Origin of the sequence: Bacillus sp. FF-1, from assembly GCF_028548245.1 — a bacterium.
In the GTDB taxonomy this organism is placed as follows: Bacteria; Bacillota; Bacilli; order Bacillales; family Bacillaceae_G; genus Bacillus_A; species Bacillus_A paranthracis.
This window is the reverse complement of record NZ_JAQQGG010000003.1, coordinates 496,534-517,306: the sequence shown is the minus strand read 5'-3', so window position 1 is coordinate 517,306 and position 20,773 is coordinate 496,534. Positions and strand designations below refer to the sequence as shown.

General features: G+C 36.8%; 19 protein-coding genes, 1 tRNA gene and 2 pseudogenes. 18 read left to right on the top strand and 4 right to left on the bottom strand.

The features are described 5' to 3' along the window. Positions 1-168: 168 nt before the first annotated feature. The 6 genes from racE (at position 169) to PQF83_RS13125 (ending at position 4,345) form a co-directional block, all read left to right on the top strand. Positions 169-978, top strand: a complete 810-nt coding sequence (gene racE, locus PQF83_RS13150; RefSeq protein ID WP_000773996.1) for a glutamate racemase — start codon at positions 169-171, stop codon at positions 976-978. Positions 979-1,109: 131 nt separating this feature from the next. Next, positions 1,110-2,159, top strand: coding sequence for a spore germination protein GerM (gerM, locus tag PQF83_RS13145; RefSeq protein WP_001126762.1), 1,050 nt, complete (start codon positions 1,110-1,112; stop codon positions 2,157-2,159). 128 nt (positions 2,160-2,287) lie between these two features. Continuing rightward, a complete protein-coding gene (rph, locus tag PQF83_RS13140; protein WP_001261765.1) occupies positions 2,288-3,025 on the top strand; it encodes a ribonuclease PH in 738 nt (245 codons plus the stop codon). A gap of 11 nt (positions 3,026-3,036) precedes the next feature. Beyond that, the gene (locus PQF83_RS13135; protein WP_000815935.1) at positions 3,037-3,645 is read left to right on the top strand and encodes an XTP/dITP diphosphatase; all 609 of its coding nucleotides are present in this window, start codon (positions 3,037-3,039) and stop codon (positions 3,643-3,645) included. 13 nt (positions 3,646-3,658) lie between these two features. After that, positions 3,659-4,162 carry a metallophosphoesterase gene (locus PQF83_RS13130; protein WP_000645498.1) on the top strand — a complete coding sequence of 168 codons (504 nt, stop codon included), beginning with the start codon at positions 3,659-3,661 and terminating at the stop codon, positions 4,160-4,162. 109 nt (positions 4,163-4,271) lie between these two features. After that, positions 4,272-4,345 (top strand) — tRNA-Gly (locus tag PQF83_RS13125). A gap of 535 nt (positions 4,346-4,880) precedes the next feature. Here the strand turns inward: PQF83_RS13125 and PQF83_RS28580 are convergent. Further along, positions 4,881-4,967 (bottom strand): annotated as a pseudogene (locus PQF83_RS28580) (DUF6572 domain-containing protein); the annotation flags it as partial. Between the two features lie 152 nt (positions 4,968-5,119). Here PQF83_RS28580 and PQF83_RS13120 point away from each other — a divergent pair. Then, positions 5,120-5,320: a hypothetical protein gene (locus tag PQF83_RS13120; RefSeq protein ID WP_000124456.1), complete on the top strand. Its 201-nt coding sequence runs from the start codon at positions 5,120-5,122 to the stop codon at positions 5,318-5,320. 85 nt (positions 5,321-5,405) lie between these two features. Here PQF83_RS13120 and PQF83_RS13115 read toward each other — a convergent pair whose 3' ends face one another. Beyond that, on the bottom strand, positions 5,406-6,020 hold the full coding sequence (locus tag PQF83_RS13115) for a PH domain-containing protein (protein ID WP_000475206.1): 615 nt from the start codon (positions 6,018-6,020) through the stop codon (positions 5,406-5,408). A gap of 156 nt (positions 6,021-6,176) precedes the next feature. Between PQF83_RS13115 and PQF83_RS13110 the strand changes: the two genes are divergently transcribed. The 8 genes and pseudogenes from PQF83_RS13110 to ysxC all read left to right on the top strand — a co-directional run bounded on the left by PQF83_RS13110 (position 6,177) and on the right by ysxC (position 16,320). After that, positions 6,177-6,590, top strand: coding sequence for a group I intron-associated PD-(D/E)XK endonuclease (locus tag PQF83_RS13110; RefSeq protein ID WP_000274735.1), 414 nt, complete (start codon positions 6,177-6,179; stop codon positions 6,588-6,590). Positions 6,591-6,876: 286 nt separating this feature from the next. Next, positions 6,877-7,130 (top strand): annotated as a pseudogene (locus tag PQF83_RS13105) (hypothetical protein). A 197-nt stretch (positions 7,131-7,327) separates the two neighbouring features. After that, a complete protein-coding gene (locus PQF83_RS13100) occupies positions 7,328-8,326 on the top strand; it encodes a hypothetical protein (protein ID WP_000358268.1) in 999 nt (332 codons plus the stop codon). Positions 8,327-8,635: 309 nt separating this feature from the next. Beyond that, positions 8,636-9,913 (top strand): trigger factor, encoded by a 1,278-nt coding sequence (tig, locus tag PQF83_RS13095; protein WP_000729258.1) that lies wholly within the window; start codon positions 8,636-8,638, stop codon positions 9,911-9,913. Positions 9,914-10,177: 264 nt separating this feature from the next. After that, positions 10,178-11,437: an ATP-dependent protease ATP-binding subunit ClpX gene (clpX, locus tag PQF83_RS13090; protein WP_000472282.1), complete on the top strand. Its 1,260-nt coding sequence runs from the start codon at positions 10,178-10,180 to the stop codon at positions 11,435-11,437. Between the two features lie 106 nt (positions 11,438-11,543). Further along, positions 11,544-13,214 carry an ATP-dependent protease LonB gene (gene lonB, locus PQF83_RS13085; protein ID WP_025991615.1) on the top strand — a complete coding sequence of 557 codons (1,671 nt, stop codon included), beginning with the start codon at positions 11,544-11,546 and terminating at the stop codon, positions 13,212-13,214. Positions 13,215-13,396: 182 nt separating this feature from the next. After that, positions 13,397-15,727: an endopeptidase La gene (gene lon, locus PQF83_RS13080; protein ID WP_000097294.1), complete on the top strand. Its 2,331-nt coding sequence runs from the start codon at positions 13,397-13,399 to the stop codon at positions 15,725-15,727. Further along, positions 15,724-16,320, top strand: a complete 597-nt coding sequence (ysxC, locus tag PQF83_RS13075) for a ribosome biogenesis GTP-binding protein YsxC (protein WP_000869113.1) — start codon at positions 15,724-15,726, stop codon at positions 16,318-16,320. Before lon ends, ysxC begins: the two co-directional genes overlap by 4 nt. Before the next feature lie 32 nt (positions 16,321-16,352). Here the strand turns inward: ysxC and PQF83_RS13070 are convergent, their stop codons facing one another. After that, a complete protein-coding gene (locus PQF83_RS13070) occupies positions 16,353-16,769 on the bottom strand; it encodes an organic hydroperoxide resistance protein (protein WP_000359781.1) in 417 nt (138 codons plus the stop codon). Positions 16,770-16,771: 2 nt separating this feature from the next. Beyond that, positions 16,772-17,224 carry a MarR family winged helix-turn-helix transcriptional regulator gene (locus PQF83_RS13065; protein ID WP_000133920.1) on the bottom strand — a complete coding sequence of 151 codons (453 nt, stop codon included), beginning with the start codon at positions 17,222-17,224 and terminating at the stop codon, positions 16,772-16,774. Between the two features lie 416 nt (positions 17,225-17,640). Between PQF83_RS13065 and hemA the strand changes: the two genes are divergently transcribed. From hemA to hemC, 3 genes are read left to right on the top strand one after another with little or no spacing between them, the layout of a single operon-like run. Beyond that, entirely contained in the window at positions 17,641-18,975 is a 1,335-nt protein-coding gene (gene hemA, locus PQF83_RS13060; protein WP_000547851.1) for a glutamyl-tRNA reductase, read from the top strand. Positions 18,976-18,992: 17 nt separating this feature from the next. After that, positions 18,993-19,826, top strand: a complete 834-nt coding sequence (locus PQF83_RS13055) for a cytochrome C assembly family protein (RefSeq protein WP_000008993.1) — start codon at positions 18,993-18,995, stop codon at positions 19,824-19,826. A gap of 15 nt (positions 19,827-19,841) precedes the next feature. Continuing rightward, positions 19,842-20,771 (top strand): hydroxymethylbilane synthase, encoded by a 930-nt coding sequence (hemC, locus tag PQF83_RS13050; RefSeq protein WP_001226410.1) that lies wholly within the window; start codon positions 19,842-19,844, stop codon positions 20,769-20,771. The last annotated feature ends 2 nt before the right edge of the window (positions 20,772-20,773 follow it).

Here is a 20,773-nt window from a genome sequence, read left to right as displayed (position 1 = left end):
TCGGTTGTTTTTCTGTCTTGCAAATTATGAAAAAAAGGAGCAAAATAAAAAAGGTCCTAGTCTATACAGGTACAAATGAAAATTTTCATATAGAAGCAGTTTAAGTGAGCGAACTTAAAGTGTGAAAAATATAATGATAAAATAAGATGATGAATGAGAAAACGGGTGATGAAGTTGAATAGAGCAATCGGTGTTATCGATTCAGGAGTTGGCGGTTTAACAGTGGCGAAGGAATTAATTCGTCAGTTGCCGAAAGAGCGCATTATATATTTAGGGGATACAGCACGTTGCCCTTATGGTCCACGTTCTCGAGAAGAAGTGCGTCAATTTACGTGGGAAATGACGGAGCATTTACTAGATTTAAATATCAAAATGTTAGTTATTGCATGTAATACAGCAACTGCAGTTGTATTAGAAGAGATGCAGAAACAATTACCAATTCCAGTGGTAGGAGTTATTCACCCAGGATCACGTACAGCTTTAAAAATGACAAACACGTATCATGTTGGGATTATTGGAACGATTGGAACGGTGAAAAGTGGTGCATACGAAGAAGCGTTAAAGTCTATTAATAATCGTGTTATGGTAGAAAGTTTAGCGTGTCCACCTTTTGTTGAGCTTGTAGAGAGCGGTAATTTCGAAAGTGAAATGGCGTATGAAGTTGTAAGAGAAACGTTGCAACCGCTGAAAAACACTGATATTGATACGCTTATTTTAGGCTGTACACATTATCCAATTTTAGGTCCTGTTATTAAACAAGTAATGGGAGATAAAGTGCAACTCATTAGTTCTGGTGATGAAACGGCACGTGAAGTAAGTACCATTTTATACCATAGTAAAATGTTGAATGAGGGAGAGGAACAAAGTGATCATCTCTTCTTAACAACAGGAAAAATAGGCCTATTTAAAGAAATTGCATCAAAATGGTTCGGTCAACCGATTGAAAATGTAAAACATATTTATTTAGAAAAAGAATAATAATAGAATTCATATAAGTGAACTCCTGAGAAATCAGGAGTTTTTTTGTTTATAGGGAGCACAGCTTGTTCTAAAACATGAAACAGCTCGTATACATAATAGTACAAACTTAGATTTTAGGGGGGAATGGCATGCCTAAATCCACTTTTAAATGGGTTGTTGGTGCTACTGTGAGCGCTGTTTTACTAACAGGGTGTGGCTTTATAAATCAAGAGAAAGCAACGGAGCAAATTGATCCGCCAAAACAAGTTACGTATACAGAGGGTGGAAAGAAAGAAGTATCTAAGAAAGATAAGCAAGGACAAACGGTGAATAGAGAACTATACCTTGTTGATAAAAATGGCTATGTTGTACCGCAAACGTTAGCTATACCTACTCCGAAAGCAAATGAGGTTATTCAGCAAACGTTAGAGTACCTTGTGAAAGATGGACCGGTAACGAATTTGTTACCGAATGGGTTCCGTGCAGTCATTCCGGCGAATACATCGATGACCCTAAACTTGAAAAAAGATGGGACGGCAGTCATTGATTTTTCTAAAGAAATGAAAAACTATGCAAAAGAGGAAGAACGTCAAATCGTTGAATCTATTGCATGGACGTTGACGCAATTTAAAGAAATAAAACAAGTGCAGTTCCAAATAAATGGTGAAAAATTAGCGAAGATGCCTGTTGGTGGTACACCGCTTGGTGAAGGGGTGAGCCGTGCGAACGGTATTAACTTCGATGATGAGCAAGTAGCGGATGTAACAAATACAAAACCAGTAACACTTTATTTTATGGCACAAAATAATAATAAACAGCAATACTACGTACCAGTAACACGCCGCGTTGTAGAAGGAAAAGAAAATGATTATGCAGCAATTGTAGATGAACTTGTAAAAGGGCCGATTCATCAATCTCTTCTGAACGATTTCAATCCAGGAGTTAAGCTCATTACGAATCCGAAATTACAAGATGGAAATCTTACATTAAACTTTAATGAAAATATATTTATAAACCCAGATAAAAATATGATTTCAAATTACGTATTGAAGTCATTAGTTTTATCTTTAACAGAAAAGAAAGGCGTGAAAAGCGTTTCTATTGAAGTAAATGGTAAAGCAAATCTTATAGATGAAAAGGGCGGAAAGTTAATAAAACCTGTAGATCGTCCAGAAAACGTGAATACAGGTAGTTTTTAATCGCCAATAATTTGATATACTTAAGTAAGAAAGGGGAATTGCTTTTTGGGTTCCTCTTCTTTTATTGTATACATATCATACATTTAAATTTGGCTATACTAACAAGTAGTTATGAGGAGGTTATTTTTATGCGAGTAGATGGTAGAGAAAAAACAGAATTACGCCATATACATATTCATACGAATTATTTAAAACATCCAGAAGGATCAGTGTTAATTGAGGTTGGGGATACAAAGGTAATTTGCTCAGCGACAATTGAAGAGCGCGTCCCGCCATTTATGCGTGGAGAAGGAAAGGGCTGGGTAACAGCTGAATATGCGATGATTCCACGTGCGACAGAACAACGTACAATTAGGGAGTCAAGTAAAGGGAAAGTAACAGGACGTACAATGGAAATCCAGCGCTTAATTGGACGAGCATTACGTGCGGTAGTTGACTTAGAAGCGCTTGGTGAGAGAACGGTTTGGATTGATTGTGATGTTATTCAAGCGGATGGTGGAACGCGAACTGCTTCTATTACAGGTGCATACGTAGCGATGGTATTAGCGTTTGAGAAGTTATTACAAGCAGAAAAAGTATCTAAAATTCCAGTAAAAGATTATTTAGCAGCAACGTCAGTAGGGATTGTTGAAGAGCAAGGTGTTGTTTTAGATTTGAACTATGCAGAAGATTCTAAAGCAGACGTTGATATGAACGTAATTATGACTGGAAAAGGTCAGTTCGTTGAAGTGCAAGGAACTGGAGAAGAAGCGACGTTTAGTAGAGCGCAGTTAAATGAATTACTTGATGCTGCAGAACAAGGCATTTTCCAACTGATCGATATGCAAAAAGAAGCGTTAGGTGACATCGTATCTCATATAGAGTAGAGGTGGAAAAAATGAAACAAGTTGTTGTAGCGACAAAAAATATGGGGAAAGTACGTGAATTTGCTGAGTTATTTGAGCGATTTGATTTAGAAGTGAAATCATTACACGATTTTCCTCATATTGAAGAAGTCGAAGAAACTGGTGAAACATTTGAAGAAAATGCAATCTTAAAAGCGGACAGTTTGAGTAGACAATTGAATGCAATTGTAATTGCGGATGATTCAGGTCTTATTGTAGATGCTTTAAACGGGAAACCAGGCGTGTATTCAGCGCGTTTTGCTGGAGAGCCGAAAGATGATCAAGCAAATATTGATAAAGTTTTACAAGAATTAAATGACGTAGCGTTTGAAAAGCGTAAAGCTCGTTTCTACTGTGCATTAGCAGTGGCTTTCCCTGAAGGGGATAAAAAGCCTGTCATTGTAAATGGGACGTGCGAAGGTTTTATTTTAGAACAACGCCGCGGGGAAAACGGTTTTGGATATGATCCGATTTTTTATGTGGAAGAATATAAAAAAGCGATGGCGGAACTAAGTTCAGATGAGAAAAATGCTATTAGTCACCGCGGACGTGCTCTACGTAAGCTAGAAGAAAAAATCCCTGAATGGTTTTTAGGAGAATAAGGGAGAGAGATTGATGAAAGCTTTAATCGTAAGCGATAGTCATAGCTCTGTGAAGGAATTACAGCAGTTAAAAGAGAAGTATGAAGGGAAAGTAGATATCATGATTCATTGCGGTGATTCAGAGCTAACGCCTGCTCATGAAGAGTTGCAAGGTTTCCATGTTGTAAAAGGGAATTGTGATTATGCTAACTTTCAAGACGAAATTGTAACTGATGTAGATGGTGTTCGTTTCATAGTTGTGCACGGACATCGTCATAACGTGAAAATGACGTTACAAACATTAGCGTACCATGCTGAAGAGGTAGGGGCGCAAGTTGCATGCTTCGGACACTCTCACGTATTAGGTGCGGAATTAATCGACGGCGTTTTATTTATTAATCCAGGCAGTATTTTATTACCGCGTCAGCGTGTAGAAAAAACATTTGCTTTATTAGAAATGGATGAAAATCAAATGGAAGTTCGTTTTGAAACACTAGACGGACAGCTAGTTGAACAGGCAGTTTTTAAAAGAGGATAAGAAAAATTATCCTCTTTTAAAAAAGGTGTTGACTTTATGTATGGTTATACATATAATAAATATTGTCGATAGGGCAACGGCGCTAACGATTGAAAATAAAACAACATATGCGGGTGTAGTTTAGTGGTAAAACAAGAGCCTTCCAAGCTCTGGTCGAGAGTTCGATTCTCTTCACCCGCTCCATGTCCCAGTAGCTCAGCAGGATAGAGCAACGGCCTTCAAGAAAAATAGGAGCCTTTATAGGGAAACAAGAACCTATAAAGTGGACGACACTATATCGGTGAAGCCTTAACAGTTCGGCTGATGGTAATACCGAGGAAACTTACGATCTTGAAAAAGATTAAGGAGTTTTGAATGATTAAGTAAAACTTAATGGTAAAGACTCTGAAGTATGATGAAAATCATCGTGAGGTTCCGTAGAGACTACACGTGTCGCACCTGAAATGGTGAAGATATAGTCCAGACTACAAACAGTAATTGCTGGTAGCGAAAGCTATGGTGGTAAGCTAAGCCGTCGGTCGGGAGTTCGAATCTCTCCTGGGACGCTAAAAAAAACCTTGTTATCTTTTGATAACAAGGTTTTTGTTTGTCTACAAATTGATGTATGTGCAAAAGGTGTAAAAAATATGACGTAATATATGGTAATTATTATGTGTAACGGATTAAAGTGCATGAAGAAAAGAGCGCCATTTATGCGCCCTATTCCTCTTATTTCATTTCAAGAATCAATAGGTTTATGATGGAACTCAAATCCATATCCAGATTCTCCTAACTGTTCACTTACAATATTATAAAACTTTTTACCGCCCTCGTACGATTGAGCAACCGTTATCGAAACTTATCCCCGTTAGTGTGTTACAATGAATAGAAGCGGAAAACGAGAATCTCCAATTGACTAGACCTGTGATTGGTTAGACAGTTTAAGAAGGTTGTATAAAAAAGGGAGATGGCGCAAAGATGGCGAGATCAAATGAGAACGATTTAACGGAGAAATTGGCAGAAGGTCACCGAAAATATGGTGATGGCAACTTTACAGTACAGAACATCGGTGATGAAACCAACCCGGATTGGACTATCGTAAAAAATGTGAGGAAAGGATCGGCAGGTATTCGAGAAGAGGAAGATATATTAAGACTGCGATCAAAATATATAAAATAGTACGGAAATGAGCAGGCCGAGAGTTTGAACATCTTCTAGGACGCTGAAAAACCCTTGTTATCTTTTGATAACAAGGGTTTCTTGTTTAGTTATTAATAAACTTCTCAAATACAAAACCATAATCTTTCACATTATATTGTTTCTTCGTATCAACAAGCCAGTTAAAGGCAATCTCATTCATTTCTTTAAACTGCTCTGCTAAATTTACTTGTGCGTTTGAAATACGGCTAAAAGCGTTAGATGCCATATCTAAACTTTTATGTGCATACTGCAATGTAATGTCGTTGTCGTATGAAATTTCTTCGATTTTAAGTAAAGCTTTATATAAATCTTTTAATTCCTCGATATGTTTTTTATGAACATCAATTGAATAATGTTCATCTCCCATTTGAAATTTAATTTCTACATCTAAATCAATCGTTCCCGCAGTTTCAAGCGCTACGTTTTTAATTTGATATTTACTATAGCTAAAGCGGCGTAGTGTACGTTTTTTGCTTGTCGCACTTGTACCATCTAGGTGAAGTAATCCTTTGTTTGTGAAGCAATATTCATCTGATTTCGATTTAATTAGAAAATAAATTTTCTCTCCATCTTCATGCATTACGTAATCATCAGCATCGACCTTGTCATAATCTTTCGGTGTAATTACAGAACCTACATCACTTAACCCTAAAACATCAGCAGCTACTTTTTTGAACATATATAATCCCCCTTGTAAATTAAATTCTTAATTATACAAAAATATATTAACATGGTTTTAACAAAGAGTTTTCTTTTAATGAGAAAATGTTGGGAGGTAAGTTAAGAAAAGGAACGAATATTATTTTGAAAATATGTAAAAAGGTGCTGAGAAAAAGTGTACCATCATACAAAAACAAAAGGAGATTTAGCTGTTTTAAAGGCACAAGTTGATTTGTATGAAAAAGGATATATGATTTTAATACCACAAACAGAGCATTCGCCCTTTGATCTTGTAGTATATAAGGGCGGGGTATTTAAAAGGGTGCAAGTGAAATATAGAGAGTTGAATGCAAGAGGGATACTGGAAGTAAGATTCCGATCTAGTTATTCTACAGCAAGCGGAGTCGCTACAAAAGAAGTGAATAAAGAAGAAATAGACGTGTATTGTGTATATTGTCCTCAAACGGATTGTTGTTATTATTTCAATCCGAAATTATTTAGTAAATCTATTAGTTTAAGAGTGGATTCTCCGAAAAATAAACAAGAGAAAAAAGTTAATTTTGCAAGTGATTATAGAGAAATTCCGTGAAAGCACCTCAAGCGATATGGGGTGTTTTTCAATCTCTCTTTGAAATCTTACAATTCTGTAAGGTAACTGTAAGGTAGTTCGATGGTAACAAATTGCTAATCCTCTATAATGAAGGTAACAACGATAAAACGAGGAGGAAGAAATAATGAAGGGATTAATCGTAACGGGTTTAACAGTTGCTTTTGGATTTGTAGCGTATGAGAAATTAACGTATGTAGTTGATGTTGTAAAACATTTAATCGCTTAGAGGAAACTACCATGAGAGGGAAAGGGAATGAGTGAATGAATGGAATGGTTATTTGGAATTATAGGTACTTGTAGTGTAGTGTAGTGTTATTGTTCTTTGTCCCGAGTGGTATACTTAGTTCGACAACGAGTTTGTTCTTCTTAAGTTTGTTTGCTTGTACGATGCTTATCATTATGTTTTTAATGAAGCGAAGTAAACCAATCTTCTACTTTAGCATGATTGTTATGGCAATTATTGTTCTCCAAATTATTACCCTTGTTATATACCCCACTATTATAAAAGCTTTCCATTAATGATGAATCCTCTGCTTGAATTGCTGAGGGTTTTTATTTGCATATTTTTAATTTTGAGTAGGAATTCACTTGTATTGAAATATAAAAATTAAATATTTCTATATTTCAAACAAAGGGTTTCGGGATGTTGTGTTCTCATTACTCATTTGATATATTTACTTTAAAGATAATTAAAATCTAGAAAAAGAGGCGGACGTATGGATAAAAAAGAAAATACGGTCGTATTGTTTCCGCAACTATCAGAGCGCTATATTGATGAAGGTTTTTTAGCGCTGAAAGAGCGGAAATTCGAAGATGCATTGCGCTGCTTTGAAATATTACGTCAGTATAATGCAGAAACGGAACAAACGGAACTAGCTTCGGTTATTTGTTTGTTAGAATTAAAACATATGGAAGAAGCGAAAGAGAAATGTGAACAGTTACTGGAAACAGGAGCGGTCTTATTTGGTGATATTCTTGAAACGTATGTGACAATTTTAGTTCAAACAAATGATTATGAAGGCGTTATTGAAACTGTTGAAAAAGTTTTGCAAACGAAAGATGTAATGCCTGAGCAAAAGGAAAAATTAGCACAGCTCGCTTTATTTGCAGAAGGTATGTTACATGAAGTAGATACATCACGAGTTGATTCGAATTTTGAGTTAGATGAATTTACTAATGAAATATTTGGAGAAAACTTTGGGCAAAAGCTAAGAGCGATTCAGCAACTTTCGTTAAAAGACTTGGATCTTGCATTACCTATTTTAAAGAAATTTTTAATAGACGAAAAACAGCACCCTTATTTGAAAACTTCTATTTTATATAAAATGATAGAAAATCAAATAGAAGAAGAGATAGAGGTAGAAAAGTTTGGGAATACGATCAAGGTAATTCCGGCATTTACAGGTCATAATGAGGAGCAATCCGATAACATTATACATAGATTATCAAGTCGATTAGAGCAAAATTATCCTGATATATTTGATGCGATGGTTACATATTGGAAAGAATTGCAAATTAGCATTTTCCCATTCGCTCTATTAATGGATAAAGTGGAGATTTGGGCTGCTGTTTTAGAGAGAATTGGTAGAAAGCGTTTCGGGTTGACTATTGATGAAGAAGAGCTTATGACAGCGTATAATATTGAATTAGAAGAGTTTCATATTGCCTATCAATGGTTATTACGTGTTGAAAGAGAAGGATATTTGCCCGTATAATTATGAAAAAGAATCGTTCGGTTCTTGAAACGAGCATATTCTATGTTATAATGTAAGGGTTGCAAAAGGCAGAAATCTGCCTGTTTGTAAGAGAAGAGAAGTGTAATTCTCTTACTTAATATGTTTCATATTATTCTCGAACAAAATATACCGTAGTTGTCTTTTAGGCAATTAGTAGATTGGAACATTATATCTGAAAGCTTTTGCTAGAGGATTATTTGTACTTTTGTTATTTCAAAAAAGAGATAATGAAGATCTTAATCTATAGAGGTATGTGCATACATTATTATAGTTGGAGGGAAAGAATAAATGGCTGCAAAATGGGAAAAATTAGAAGGTAACGTAGGCGTTTTAACAATCGAAGTTGATGCTAAAGAAGTAAACAACTCTATCGACGCTGCGTTCAAAAAAGTAGTAAAAACAATCAACGTACCAGGTTTCCGTAAAGGAAAAATGCCTCGTCCGTTATTCGAACAACGCTTTGGTGTTGAATCTTTATACCAAGATGCTTTAGATATCATCTTACCAAAAGCATACGGTGAAGCAATCGATGAAGCTGGTATCTTCCCAGTTGCTCATCCTGAAATCGACATTGAGAAGTTCGAAAAAAATGCTAACCTTATCTTCACTGCAAAAGTTACAGTGAAACCTGAAGTTAAATTAGGTGAGTACAAAGGTTTAGCAGTAGAAAAAGTTGAAACAACTGTAACTGACGAAGATGTAGAGAACGAATTAAAATCTTTACAAGAGCGTCAAGCTGAGCTAGTTGTTAAAGAAGAAGGAACTGTTGAAAACGGTGATACAGCTGTAATCGACTTCGAAGGTTTCGTTGATGGCGAAGCATTTGAAGGCGGAAAAGGCGAAAACTACTCTCTAGCAATCGGTTCTGGTACATTCATCCCAGGTTTCGAAGAGCAATTAATTGGTCTTAAATCTGGTGAGTCTAAAGACGTTGAAGTATCATTCCCAGAAGAGTACCATGCTGCTGAATTAGCTGGCAAACCAGCAACATTCAAAGTAACAGTTCACGAAATCAAAACAAAAGAACTTCCTGAGTTAAACGACGAGTTCGCTAAAGAAGCTGACGAAGCGGTTGCAACTCTTGATGAATTAAAAGCAAAACTTCGCACAAACTTAGAAGAAGGCAAAAAGCACGAAGCTGAGCACAAAGTACGTGACGAAGTAGTAGAATTAGCTGCTGCTAACGCTGAAATCGACATTCCAGAAGCTATGATCGACACTGAGTTAGATCGTATGGTTCGTGAATTCGAGCAACGTTTAAGCCAACAAGGTATGAACCTTGAGCTTTACTACCAATTCACAGGTACTGATGCTGACAAGTTAAAAGAGCAAATGAAAGAAGACGCTCAAAAACGCGTAAGAATCAACCTTGTTCTTGAAGCTATCATTGAAGCTGAAAACATCGAAGTTACTGAAGAAGAAGTAACTGCAGAAGTTGAAAAAATGGCTGAAATGTACGGTATGCCAGTAGACGCTATCAAGCAAGCTCTTGGAAGCGTAGACGCTTTAGCTGAAGATCTTAAAGTTCGTAAAGCTGTAGACTTCTTAGTAGAAAACGCTGCATAATAAAATAACAAGGCGCGATTTTAATCGTGCCTTGTTTTATAAATATAGAAATATATTTATAAAACTTTTCGATGAAGAAGGAAAACTTCCTTAATAAGTCGAATATACATATTTCAAAAGTTTTAAAAACTTTTTATTTGTACATAACTAGTCATATTATTTGTATTTCTCGCCACGTAGTGACATAATATGTATTTACATACGATACATTTATCGTGTACATACGAAGGCAAGAGGTTAGCACTTTGTAAGGGGTGTGAAAATATGTTTAAATTTAATGATGAAAAAGGGCAATTAAAATGTTCTTTCTGTGGTAAAACACAAACGCAAGTCCGAAAGTTAGTTGCAGGTCCAGGTGTTTACATTTGTGACGAGTGTATCGAACTTTGTACTGAAATTGTACAAGAGGAGCTTGCGAAAGACGAAGAAGTAGAATTCAAAGATGTACCGAAACCGGTAGAAATTCGTGAAATTTTAGATGAGTATGTCATCGGACAAGATAACGCGAAAAAAGCACTAGCGGTAGCGGTATATAACCATTACAAACGCATTAATTCTAACAGCAAAATTGATGATGTAGAATTAGCGAAGAGTAATATCGCACTTATCGGGCCAACAGGTAGTGGTAAAACATTACTGGCACAAACGTTAGCGCGTATTTTAAATGTTCCATTTGCAATCGCGGACGCAACATCTTTAACTGAAGCTGGGTACGTTGGGGAAGATGTAGAAAACATCTTACTTAAATTAATCCAAGCAGCTGATTATGATGTAGAGAAAGCGGAAAAAGGAATCATTTATATTGATGAGATTGATAAAGTGGCACGTAAGTCCGAAAATCCATCAATTACACGTGATGTATCTGGTGAAGGTGTGCAGCAGGCACTTCTGAAAATTTTAGAAGGTACTGTAGCAAGCGTTCCACCTCAAGGTGGCCGTAAGCATCCGCATCAAGAGTTTATTCAAATTGATACAACGAATATCTTATTCATCTGTGGTGGAGCGTTTGATGGCATCGAGCCAATTATTAAACGTCGTCTTGGTGAAAAAGTAATTGGATTTGGTTCTGAGAAGAAAAATGCTGATGTAAATGAGAAGCATGTTTTATCTCACGTATTACCAGAGGACCTTTTAAGATTTGGTTTAATTCCAGAGTTTATCGGTCGTCTTCCAGTTATTGCGAACCTAGAGCCGCTTGATGAAGATGCTCTTGTTGATATTTTAACGAAACCGAAAAATGCACTTGTTAAGCAATTCCAAAAACTATTGGAGCTTGACGATGTTGAGTTAGAGTTTGAAGAAGGCGCACTAATTGAGATTGCGAAAAAAGCAATTGAACGTAAAACAGGTGCTCGTGGACTTCGTTCTATTATTGAAGGCTTAATGCTTGAGGTAATGTTCGAGCTACCATCTCGCAAAGATATCGAGAAGTGTATTCTTACAAAAGAAACAGTAGCTGATAATGCAGCACCAAAATTGGTGTTACAAGACGGTACTGTACTTGATACAAAAACATCTGCATAATGCGAAGGAGAAACAGCAATTTTTATAATTGCTGTTTTTCTTTATGTTTAGCTATGTTCCTCCGCGGAAATACTAAGAGATAAAACATTGCGGGAGGAAATAAATGATGAGCTGGACAAATATATTTTTACTTGTTCAACTTGTTTTTGGTGTAATTGTCGGATTGTATTTTTGGCATTTACTTCGAAATCAGCGAACACAAAAAGTTTCAATTGATCGAGAATCGAAAAAAGAATTAGAACAGCTTCGTAAAATGCGCGAGATTTCTTTAACAGAGCCGCTTGCGGAAAAGGTGCGTCCTACATCCTTTTTAGATATTGTAGGGCAAGAGGACGGGATTAAGTCGTTAAAAGCGGCTCTTTGTGGTCCGAACCCGCAACATGTGATTATATATGGTCCGCCAGGTGTCGGAAAGACAGCGGCAGCACGTCTCGTATTAGAAGAAGCGAAACGAAATCCAAAATCTCCATTTCGCACAAATGCAACATTTATTGAACTGGATGCGACGACAGCTCGGTTTGATGAACGTGGTATTGCAGACCCTTTAATTGGTTCGGTGCATGATCCAATTTATCAAGGTGCTGGTGCGATGGGGCAAGCAGGTATTCCGCAACCGAAAAAAGGTGCGGTAACAGATGCTCACGGTGGTATTTTGTTTATTGATGAGATAGGTGAATTACATCCGATTCAAATGAACAAAATGTTAAAGGTGCTAGAAGATCGGAAAGTGTTTTTGGAAAGTGCATACTACAGTGAAGAGAATACGATGATTCCAACGTATATACATGACATTTTTCAAAAAGGTTTACCAGCCGATTTTCGCTTAGTTGGGGCGACGACACGTTCGCCAGAGGAGATTCCTCCTGCTATTCGGTCGCGCTGTTTAGAAGTGTTCTTCCGTGAGTTAGATACAGAAGAAATTCAAAAAGTAGCGAAGAATGCGGCTGACAAAGTGGAAATGCAAATCGGTGAAAATGGTATTGAAATGATCGGGATGTATGCAAGAAATGGGCGAGAAGCGATTAATCTTGTACAAATTTCTGCTGGAATGGCAATAAATGAAGAACGTCCTTTCATTAAAGATGAAGATATAGAGTGGGTTGTTCACTCTAGTCAACTTACACCGAAGTATGAAAAACGCATTTACCCTATTCCGAGAATCGGTCTTGTAAATGGACTTGCTGTATACGGACCAAATACAGGCGCGTTATTAGAAATTGAAGTAACAGCAATCAAGGCGAAAGATAAAGGATCGGTAAATGTTACTGGAATTGTTGAAGAGGAAAGTATTGGTAGTCAAACGAAATCCATTCGTCGTAAAAGTATGGCGAAAGGTTCTGTAGATAATGTATTAACAGTGCTTCGATCTCTAGATGTATTGCCAGAAGGGTACGATATACATATTAATTTTCCAGGTGGTATCCCGATTGATGGGCCTTCGGCGGGAATTGCTATGGCAACAGGTGTGTATTCAGCAGTGCATCATACGTATGTGAATAATGAAGTAGCGATGACTGGTGAGATAAGTATACACGGGGAAGTGAAACCTATCGGTGGTGTGTACGCAAAAATAAAAGCTGCGAAAAAGGCAGGAGCTAAGAAAGTTATCATTCCTGCTGAAAACATGCAACCATTTTTGTATACAATAAAAGGAATTGAAATTATTCCTGTTCGGAAGTTGAAGGAAGTATTTGAGCTAACGTTTATACAGGAAAATATACATCGAGAGCTCGATGTACATACTACGATAGACGAAACAGATGCACAATCAATGTGAGAATGAACGATAATAGTATTTGCCAGACTTCGTTTAAGTTTGTATGCTTAAGCGGAGTCTTTTTTCTTTTATAAGGGAGAAAAAACGAGGGATTTACAGTTGCGGAGAATCTCTGCAATTGCATCTAGATGTATTGTAATATAAAATAGTTGAACAGGAGTTTAATTTATTATGGAGGTGCTATGTCTAGTATGAATACGAATGAAAGAATCGTGCCCCTCCTACCATTAAGAGGCGTTCTCGTATATCCAACGATGGTTCTGCATCTTGATGTAGGACGTGATAAATCGATACAAGCACTAGAGCAGGCGGCAATGGATGAAAATATCATCTTTTTAGCAATGCAAAAAGAAATGAATATCGATGATCCGAAAGAAGATGACATATATAGTGTAGGTACAGTGGCGAAAGTGAAGCAAATGTTAAAATTGCCGAACGGTACGCTTCGTGTCCTTGTAGAAGGTTTACATAGAGCAGAAGTAGTAGAGTTTATCGAAGAAGAAAATGTAGTGCAAGTTTCTATTAAAACGATAACGGAAGAAGTGGAAGCTGATTTAGAAGAGAAAGCTCTTATGCGCACATTACTGGAGCATTTCGAACAATATATTAAAGTTTCGAAAAAAGTTTCAAATGAAACATTTGCAACGGTAGCTGATGTAGAAGAGCCAGGAAGATTAGCGGATTTAATTGCTTCTCACTTGCCAATTAAAACGAAGCAGAAACAAGAGATTTTAGAAATCATATCTGTGAAAGAACGATTACATACACTTATTTCAATTATTCAAGATGAACAAGAATTACTTAGTTTAGAAAAGAAAATTGGACAAAAAGTGAAACGTTCAATGGAGCGCACGCAAAAAGAATATTTTTTACGTGAGCAAATGAAGGCGATTCAAACTGAACTTGGCGATAAAGAAGGTAAGGGCGGGGAAGTTGAAGAACTTCGTGAGAAAATTGAACAGTCAGGAATGCCTGAAGAAACAATGAAGGCCGCACTGAAAGAATTAGATCGTTATGAAAAGTTACCAGCAAGTTCTGCGGAGAGCGGTGTTATTCGCAATTATATCGATTGGTTATTAGCACTTCCGTGGACAGAGGCAACAGAAGATATGATTGATCTTGCTCATTCTGAAGAGATTTTAAACAAAGATCATTACGGTCTTGAGAAAGTGAAAGAGCGCGTACTTGAATATTTAGCGGTACAGAAGTTAACGAATTCATTAAAAGGGCCTATCCTTTGTTTAGTAGGACCACCTGGGGTCGGAAAAACTTCGTTAGCGCGTTCTATTGCAACATCATTAAATCGTAATTTTGTCCGTGTATCCCTTGGTGGTGTGCGTGATGAATCTGAAATTCGTGGTCACCGTCGTACGTACGTTGGAGCAATGCCAGGACGTATTATTCAAGGTATGAAAAAGGCGAAATCAGTTAATCCAGTCTTCTTATTAGATGAAATTGATAAAATGTCTAACGATTTCCGTGGAGATCCTTCAGCAGCATTACTTGAAGTGTTAGACCCAGAACAAAACCATAACTTCAGTGATCATTATATTGAAGAACCATATGATCTATCGAAAGTTATGTTTGTAGCAACTGCGAATACACTTTCCAGTATTCCAGGTCCGTTACTTGACCGTATGGAAATTATTTCGATTGCTGGCTATACAGAGCTTGAAAAGGTTCACATTGCTCGTGAACATTTATTGCCGAAACAATTAAAAGAGCATGGCTTACGAAAAGGTAATTTACAAGTACGTGATGAAGCGCTTCTTGAAATTATCCGCTATTATACACGTGAGGCTGGTGTTCGTACATTAGAGCGCCAAATTGCAAAGGTTTGTCGTAAAGCAGCAAAGATTATCGTTACAGCAGAACGTAAGCGTATTGTAGTAACAGAGAAAAACGTTGTTGATTTACTTGGTAAGCACATATTCCGTTATGGGCAAGCTGAAAAAACAGACCAAGTTGGTATGGCGACAGGTTTAGCGTATACGGCAGCAGGTGGCGATACACTGGCGATCGAAGTGTCCGTAGCGCCAGGTAAAGGGAAATTAATTTTAACAGGGAAACTTGGGGATGTTATGAAAGAATCCGCACAAGCAGCGTTTAGCTATATTCGTTCTCGTGCAAAAGAGCTTCAGATTGATCCTGATTTCCATGAGAAAAATGATATTCATATTCATGTTCCAGAAGGAGCAGTTCCAAAGGATGGACCGTCAGCAGGTATTACGATGGCAACGGCACTTATTTCTGCGCTAACAGGTATTCCTGTAAGTAAAGAAGTGGGGATGACAGGTGAAATTACACTTCGTGGTCGTGTATTACCGATTGGTGGTTTAAAAGAAAAAACATTAAGTGCTCACCGCGCAGGTTTAACAAAGATTATTTTACCAGCGGAAAATGAGAAAGATTTAGATGATATTCCAGAGAGCGTAAAAGAAAACCTTACGTTTGTGCTTGCATCTCATTTAGATGAAGTATTGGAGCACGCATTAGTAGGAGTGAAACAATGAAAGTAACAAAAGCAGACATTGTAATTAGTGCTGTTAAACCAGAACAATATCCAGACGGTGACTTACCAGAAATTGCATTAGCAGGTCGTTCAAATGTCGGGAAGTCTTCCTTTATTAATAAAATTTTAAATCGTAAAAAGTTAGTACGTATTTCTTCTAAACCAGGAAAAACACAAACATTAAACTTCTTCTTAATTAATGAGATGATGCACTTTGTGGACGTTCCAGGTTACGGATATGCGAAAGTATCTAAAACAGAGCGCGCGGCTTGGGGTAAAATGATTGAAACGTATTTTACAACACGTGAGCAATTAGATGCAGCTGTATTAGTAGTTGATTTACGTCACAAACCAACAAATGATGATGTAATGATGTATGATTTCTTAAAGCATTATGACATTCCAACCATTATTATTGCAACGAAAGCCGATAAAATTCCGAAAGGGAAATGGCAAAAGCATTTAAAAGTTGTAAAAGAAACGCTTGATATTGAAAGTGGCGATGAAGTCGTTCTATTCTCTTCTGAAACAGGACTTGGGAAAGAAGAAGCATGGAAAGCAATTCATAAATTTACAAAAACAAAAAACGCGTGACGAATGTCGCGCGTTTTTTTCTTTATACACTTTTAGCGTACGTTTAATGTAACCTCAATATTTCCTCGTGTTGCTTTAGAGTAAGGACATACACCGTGAGCGGCTTCTACAAGTTCTTGTGCTTCGCTATGTGAAACGCCAGCGACATGTACATCAAGTACAGCAGATAGGCCGAAACCACCATCTGTATCTTTTCCGATAGAAACGTGAGCAGTTACTTCTGTACTTTCTACTTTCACACGTTTCGTACGAATGACAAGTTGTAATGCACTATCAAAACAAGCAGCGTAACCAGCAGCAAATAGTTGTTCTGGATTTGTTGCCTCTCCGCCTGCACCACCTAGTGCTTTCGGCATTTTCACATCAAGATTTAATATGCCATCATCTGATACTACTTTTCCATTTCTTCCACCTGTAGCAGTTACTGAAGCAGTATATAATTTATCCATGTTTATTCCCCTTTTCTATCATTAATTGTTTTCATTGTTTCAATTAGTTTATTTAATTGAATTAATAAAGAACGATATTCTTGTTCTGTAATTCCTAAATTTGTTGCCATCGTTGTCGGCAATGAACAAGCCTTATCTTGTAAATCTTTTCCTTGTTCTGTTAATTCAATACACACTTTTCGCTCATCTTCTTTGGAACGAACGCGTTTTACAAGGTTTAATGATTCCATTCGTTTTAACATAGGTGTTAACGTACCGGAATCTAAAAATAGACGTTCTCCAATTTCTTTTACTGTTAATCCATCTTGCTCCCATAGTACGAGTAAAGTAATGTACTGTGGATACGTAATGCCCATTTCTTCTAAATATGGTCGGTAAAAGCGTGTAACCTCTCTAGAACAAGCATAAATAGAAAAACAAAGTTGATTATCTAGATGCAAAGAATCTTCTGTCATGAATGACTCCTTTCTAATTAAGTTGTGCACAATTTAATTTTGTAAAATCAATATAACGAAAAAGAAATACAATGTCAAATACATTGTATTGAGAAAGTTTGTGCTACAATTTGGAACAATCATACATATTTTCCTTCATGATGAAAGAAGATAGGAAAGATGATGTTATAATTTATATGGAATAGTTTCCATCACTTGATTATGAGGGCTTTTTTTGGTAACGTACAAATAGAGTTATTAATTTATAATCATTATAAAGTAGAAAAATTTTATTCATTTTACTGAATCTCCTTTCTTACATATGGAGAATAAATAAAAAAATAATCGGTTGTTCACACGATTGTCAGATTCATAAGAGGAAAGTTGTATTATGATAGTAGATAAAGTGATAAAACGGGTGAAGGGGGACATGCTGCGTGCATATTCTTGTTGTTAGTGTAAATTATCGAACAGCCCCTGTAGAATTTCGTGAGAAACTCACATTTCAGGCAGCAGAGCTAGAGCAAGCAATGACTACATTACAAAATCAAAAGAGCGTGTTAGAGAATGTTATTGTATCAACTTGTAATCGCACTGAGGTTTATGCTGTTGTCGATCAATTACACACGGGACGGTATTATATTAAGAAGTTTTTAGCTGATTGGTTTCAGCTTGAAATAGAAGAAGTCGCACCATATTTAACTATTTTTGAACAAGATGGTGCAATTGATCATTTATTCCGCGTAACGTGCGGTTTAGATTCTATGGTAGTTGGAGAGACGCAAATTTTAGGTCAAATAAAAGATAGCTTTTTAGAAGCGCAACAAGTAAAAGCAACAGGGACAATTTTTAATGAATTGTTTAAGCAAGTTATTACATTGGCGAAACGTGCTCACTCAGAAACGACAATTGGTGAAAGCGCGATGTCTGTTAGTTATGCTGCTGTTGAGCTTGGGAAGAAAATATTTGGCGAGTTAACAGATTGTCACGTACTTATTCTTGGTGCTGGTAAAATGGGTGAACTTGCACTACAAAACTTATATGGAAGTGGTGCTCGTAAAGTAACAGTCATGAATAGAACGCTTTCAAAAGCAGAAATAATGGCTGAGAAATATATGGGACACGCAAAACCTTTAAGTGAATTACAATGTGCATTATTAGAAGCTGATATTTTAATTAGTTCAACTGGTGCATCGGATTATGTCATTACGAAAGAGATGATGACAAAGGTAGAGAAAATGCGCTCTGGTCGTCCATTATTTATGGTTGATATTGCAGTGCCGCGTGATATTGATCCAGCAATTGATGAGCTAGAAGGTTCTTTCTTGTATGACATTGATGATTTGCAAGGAGTAGTGGAAGCGAACCGTGCTGAGCGTTTGAAAGAAGCAGAGAAAATTCAATTTATGATTGAAGAGGAAATTGTTGTATTTAAAACGTGGTTAAGTACACTTGGTGTCGTTCCGTTAATATCAGCTCTTCGTGATAAGGCACTTGCTATTCAAAGTGAAACGATGGAAAGTCTGGAACGAAAAATACCGAATCTTAGTGATCGTGAGAGAAAAGTAATTAGTAAGCATACGAAAAGTATTATTAATCAATTATTAAAAGACCCAATTTTGGTAGCGAAAGAAATAGCTGCTGAAGAGGGAGCAGACGAAAAATTAGCGTTATTTGCAAAGATTTTCGATTTAGAAATGGAAGACGTAGAGAGTCGTGCGGAAGAAGTAGAACATAAAAGAGCGTGGACACCATCCGTTCCATCTTTATAATTTGGAAGGATGATCGGATGAGTTTTTTAAATAACAGTATTATTTATCATATTGCAATTATTTTATATGCTTGTAGCATTAGTTTATATTTTATAGATTATTTCCAAAGTAACCGAAAGGCGAACCGATTTGCTTTTTGGTTACTTTCGATTGTATGGGTTCTGCATTCTATTTTTATGTTGCTTAGAGCTACAGATTCAGAAACGAACCCCCTTTTAACCTTATTATCAGGTATTTATTTTTATGTTTGGCTATTGATTACGATGTCGTTAGTCATTAATCGATTTATGAGAATCGATTTTTTAGTCTTTTTTACAAATGTTGTTGCATTTGGCGTAAGCGCTTTTTCTATTTTTACGCCGCTTGGAAAGATGTCGCCGATACTTGCAGAGCAATTAGTTTCGGAGCTTGTATATGTACATGTCGGTATGGCTATTATTTCTTATGCAACTTTTACTGTATCGTTCATTTTTTCTATTATGTATTTATTGCAATATCGCCTATTAAAAAAGAAAAAATGGAATGCCAGATTAAGAAGGTTAGGGAATTTACCGAAGCTAGAATCGATGTCTTACGGATTAAATTTATTTTCTGTTCCATTTTTCTTACTAGCTATCTTATTAGGATGCATATGGGGATATACAAAATTGGACAATTTCCATTGGTATGATACGAAAGTAATCGGGTCCTTTGTCGTTCTATTTGTATATTGTGCTGGCCTATATTTACGAGCGGCAGATGTGTTGCAAGGGAAGAAAATCGTGCAGTGGAACATCGGAGCATTTCTCGTAATGCTAATTAATATTTTTCTATTAAGCAGTTTATCCAACTTCCACTTTTGGTATTTATAATGAGGAGAGAAAATTATGCGCAAAATTATTGTAGGGTCACGAAAGAGTAAATTAGCATTAACGCAAACAAATTGGTTTATTGATCAGTTAAAAGCGCTAGGTTTACCATATGAATTTGAAGTGAAAGAAATCGTCACAAAAGGCGATGTAATTTTAGATGTTACTCTTTCAAAAGTAGGTGGCAAAGGCTTGTTTGTGAAGGAGATTGAACATGCGCTACTTACGAAAGAAATTGATATGGCTGTACATAGTATGAAAGATATGCCGGCCGTACTTCCAGAAGGATTAATGATTGGTTGTACACCAAAGCGTGTTGACCCTCGTGATGCTTTTATCTCAAAAAACGGAGCGTCGTTTAAAGAGTTAGCAGAAGGCGCTATTTTAGGTACGAGTAGTTTAAGACGTAGTGCACAGCTACTCGCTGCGAGACCAGACTTACAAGTGAAGTGGATTCGCGGAAATATCGATACACGTTTACGCAAATTAAAAGAAGAAGATTACGATGCAATTATTTTAGCGACAGCGGGATTACAAAGAATGGGCTGGGATAATGAAGTTATTACAGAACATTTAGATGAGACGTTATGTGTACCTGCTGTAGGACAAGGTGCATTAGCGATTGAGTGTCGTGAGGATGATAAAGATTTACTGCAGTTGTTAGCTCATATGAATGATGGAGTAACAGAAAAAACAGTGGCAGCAGAACGCGTATTTCTTCATAAACTTGAAGGGGGATGCCAAGTTCCGATCGCTGGATATGCAACTCTTACGGAAAACGATGCAATCGAATTAACAGCTCTTGTCGGGTCTATGGACGGTTCTGTTTTATTGAAAGAGAAAGTAGTAGGAACTGATCCAGAGAAAGTAGGATTAGAGGCTGCGGACCGTTTAATTAACCAAGGCGCAAAAGAACTCATTCTTGCTGCAAATAAGGAGCAACAATAAGC

Bases quoted from the DNA above. Each gene is read 5' to 3' on its own strand.
- racE (WP_000773996.1), top strand. From the start codon at position 169: ATGAAGTTGAATAGAGCAATCGGTGTTATCGATTCAGGAGTTGGCGGT.
- gerM (WP_001126762.1), top strand. From the start codon at position 1,110: ATGCCTAAATCCACTTTTAAATGGGTTGTTGGTGCTACTGTGAGCGCT.
- rph (WP_001261765.1), top strand. From the start codon at position 2,288: ATGCGAGTAGATGGTAGAGAAAAAACAGAATTACGCCATATACATATT.
- PQF83_RS13135 (WP_000815935.1), top strand. From the start codon at position 3,037: ATGAAACAAGTTGTTGTAGCGACAAAAAATATGGGGAAAGTACGTGAA.
- PQF83_RS13130 (WP_000645498.1), top strand. From the start codon at position 3,659: ATGAAAGCTTTAATCGTAAGCGATAGTCATAGCTCTGTGAAGGAATTA.
- PQF83_RS13120 (WP_000124456.1), top strand. From the start codon at position 5,120: ATGGCGAGATCAAATGAGAACGATTTAACGGAGAAATTGGCAGAAGGT.
- PQF83_RS13115 (WP_000475206.1), bottom strand. From the start codon at position 6,020: ATGTTCAAAAAAGTAGCTGCTGATGTTTTAGGGTTAAGTGATGTAGGT.
- PQF83_RS13100 (WP_000358268.1), top strand. From the start codon at position 7,328: ATGGATAAAAAAGAAAATACGGTCGTATTGTTTCCGCAACTATCAGAG.
- tig (WP_000729258.1), top strand. From the start codon at position 8,636: ATGGCTGCAAAATGGGAAAAATTAGAAGGTAACGTAGGCGTTTTAACA.
- clpX (WP_000472282.1), top strand. From the start codon at position 10,178: ATGTTTAAATTTAATGATGAAAAAGGGCAATTAAAATGTTCTTTCTGT.
- lonB (WP_025991615.1), top strand. From the start codon at position 11,544: ATGAGCTGGACAAATATATTTTTACTTGTTCAACTTGTTTTTGGTGTA.
- lon (WP_000097294.1), top strand. From the start codon at position 13,397: ATGTCTAGTATGAATACGAATGAAAGAATCGTGCCCCTCCTACCATTA.
- ysxC (WP_000869113.1), top strand. From the start codon at position 15,724: ATGAAAGTAACAAAAGCAGACATTGTAATTAGTGCTGTTAAACCAGAA.
- PQF83_RS13070 (WP_000359781.1), bottom strand. From the start codon at position 16,769: ATGGATAAATTATATACTGCTTCAGTAACTGCTACAGGTGGAAGAAAT.
- PQF83_RS13065 (WP_000133920.1), bottom strand. From the start codon at position 17,224: ATGACAGAAGATTCTTTGCATCTAGATAATCAACTTTGTTTTTCTATT.
- PQF83_RS13055 (WP_000008993.1), top strand. From the start codon at position 18,993: ATGAGTTTTTTAAATAACAGTATTATTTATCATATTGCAATTATTTTA.
- hemC (WP_001226410.1), top strand. From the start codon at position 19,842: ATGCGCAAAATTATTGTAGGGTCACGAAAGAGTAAATTAGCATTAACG.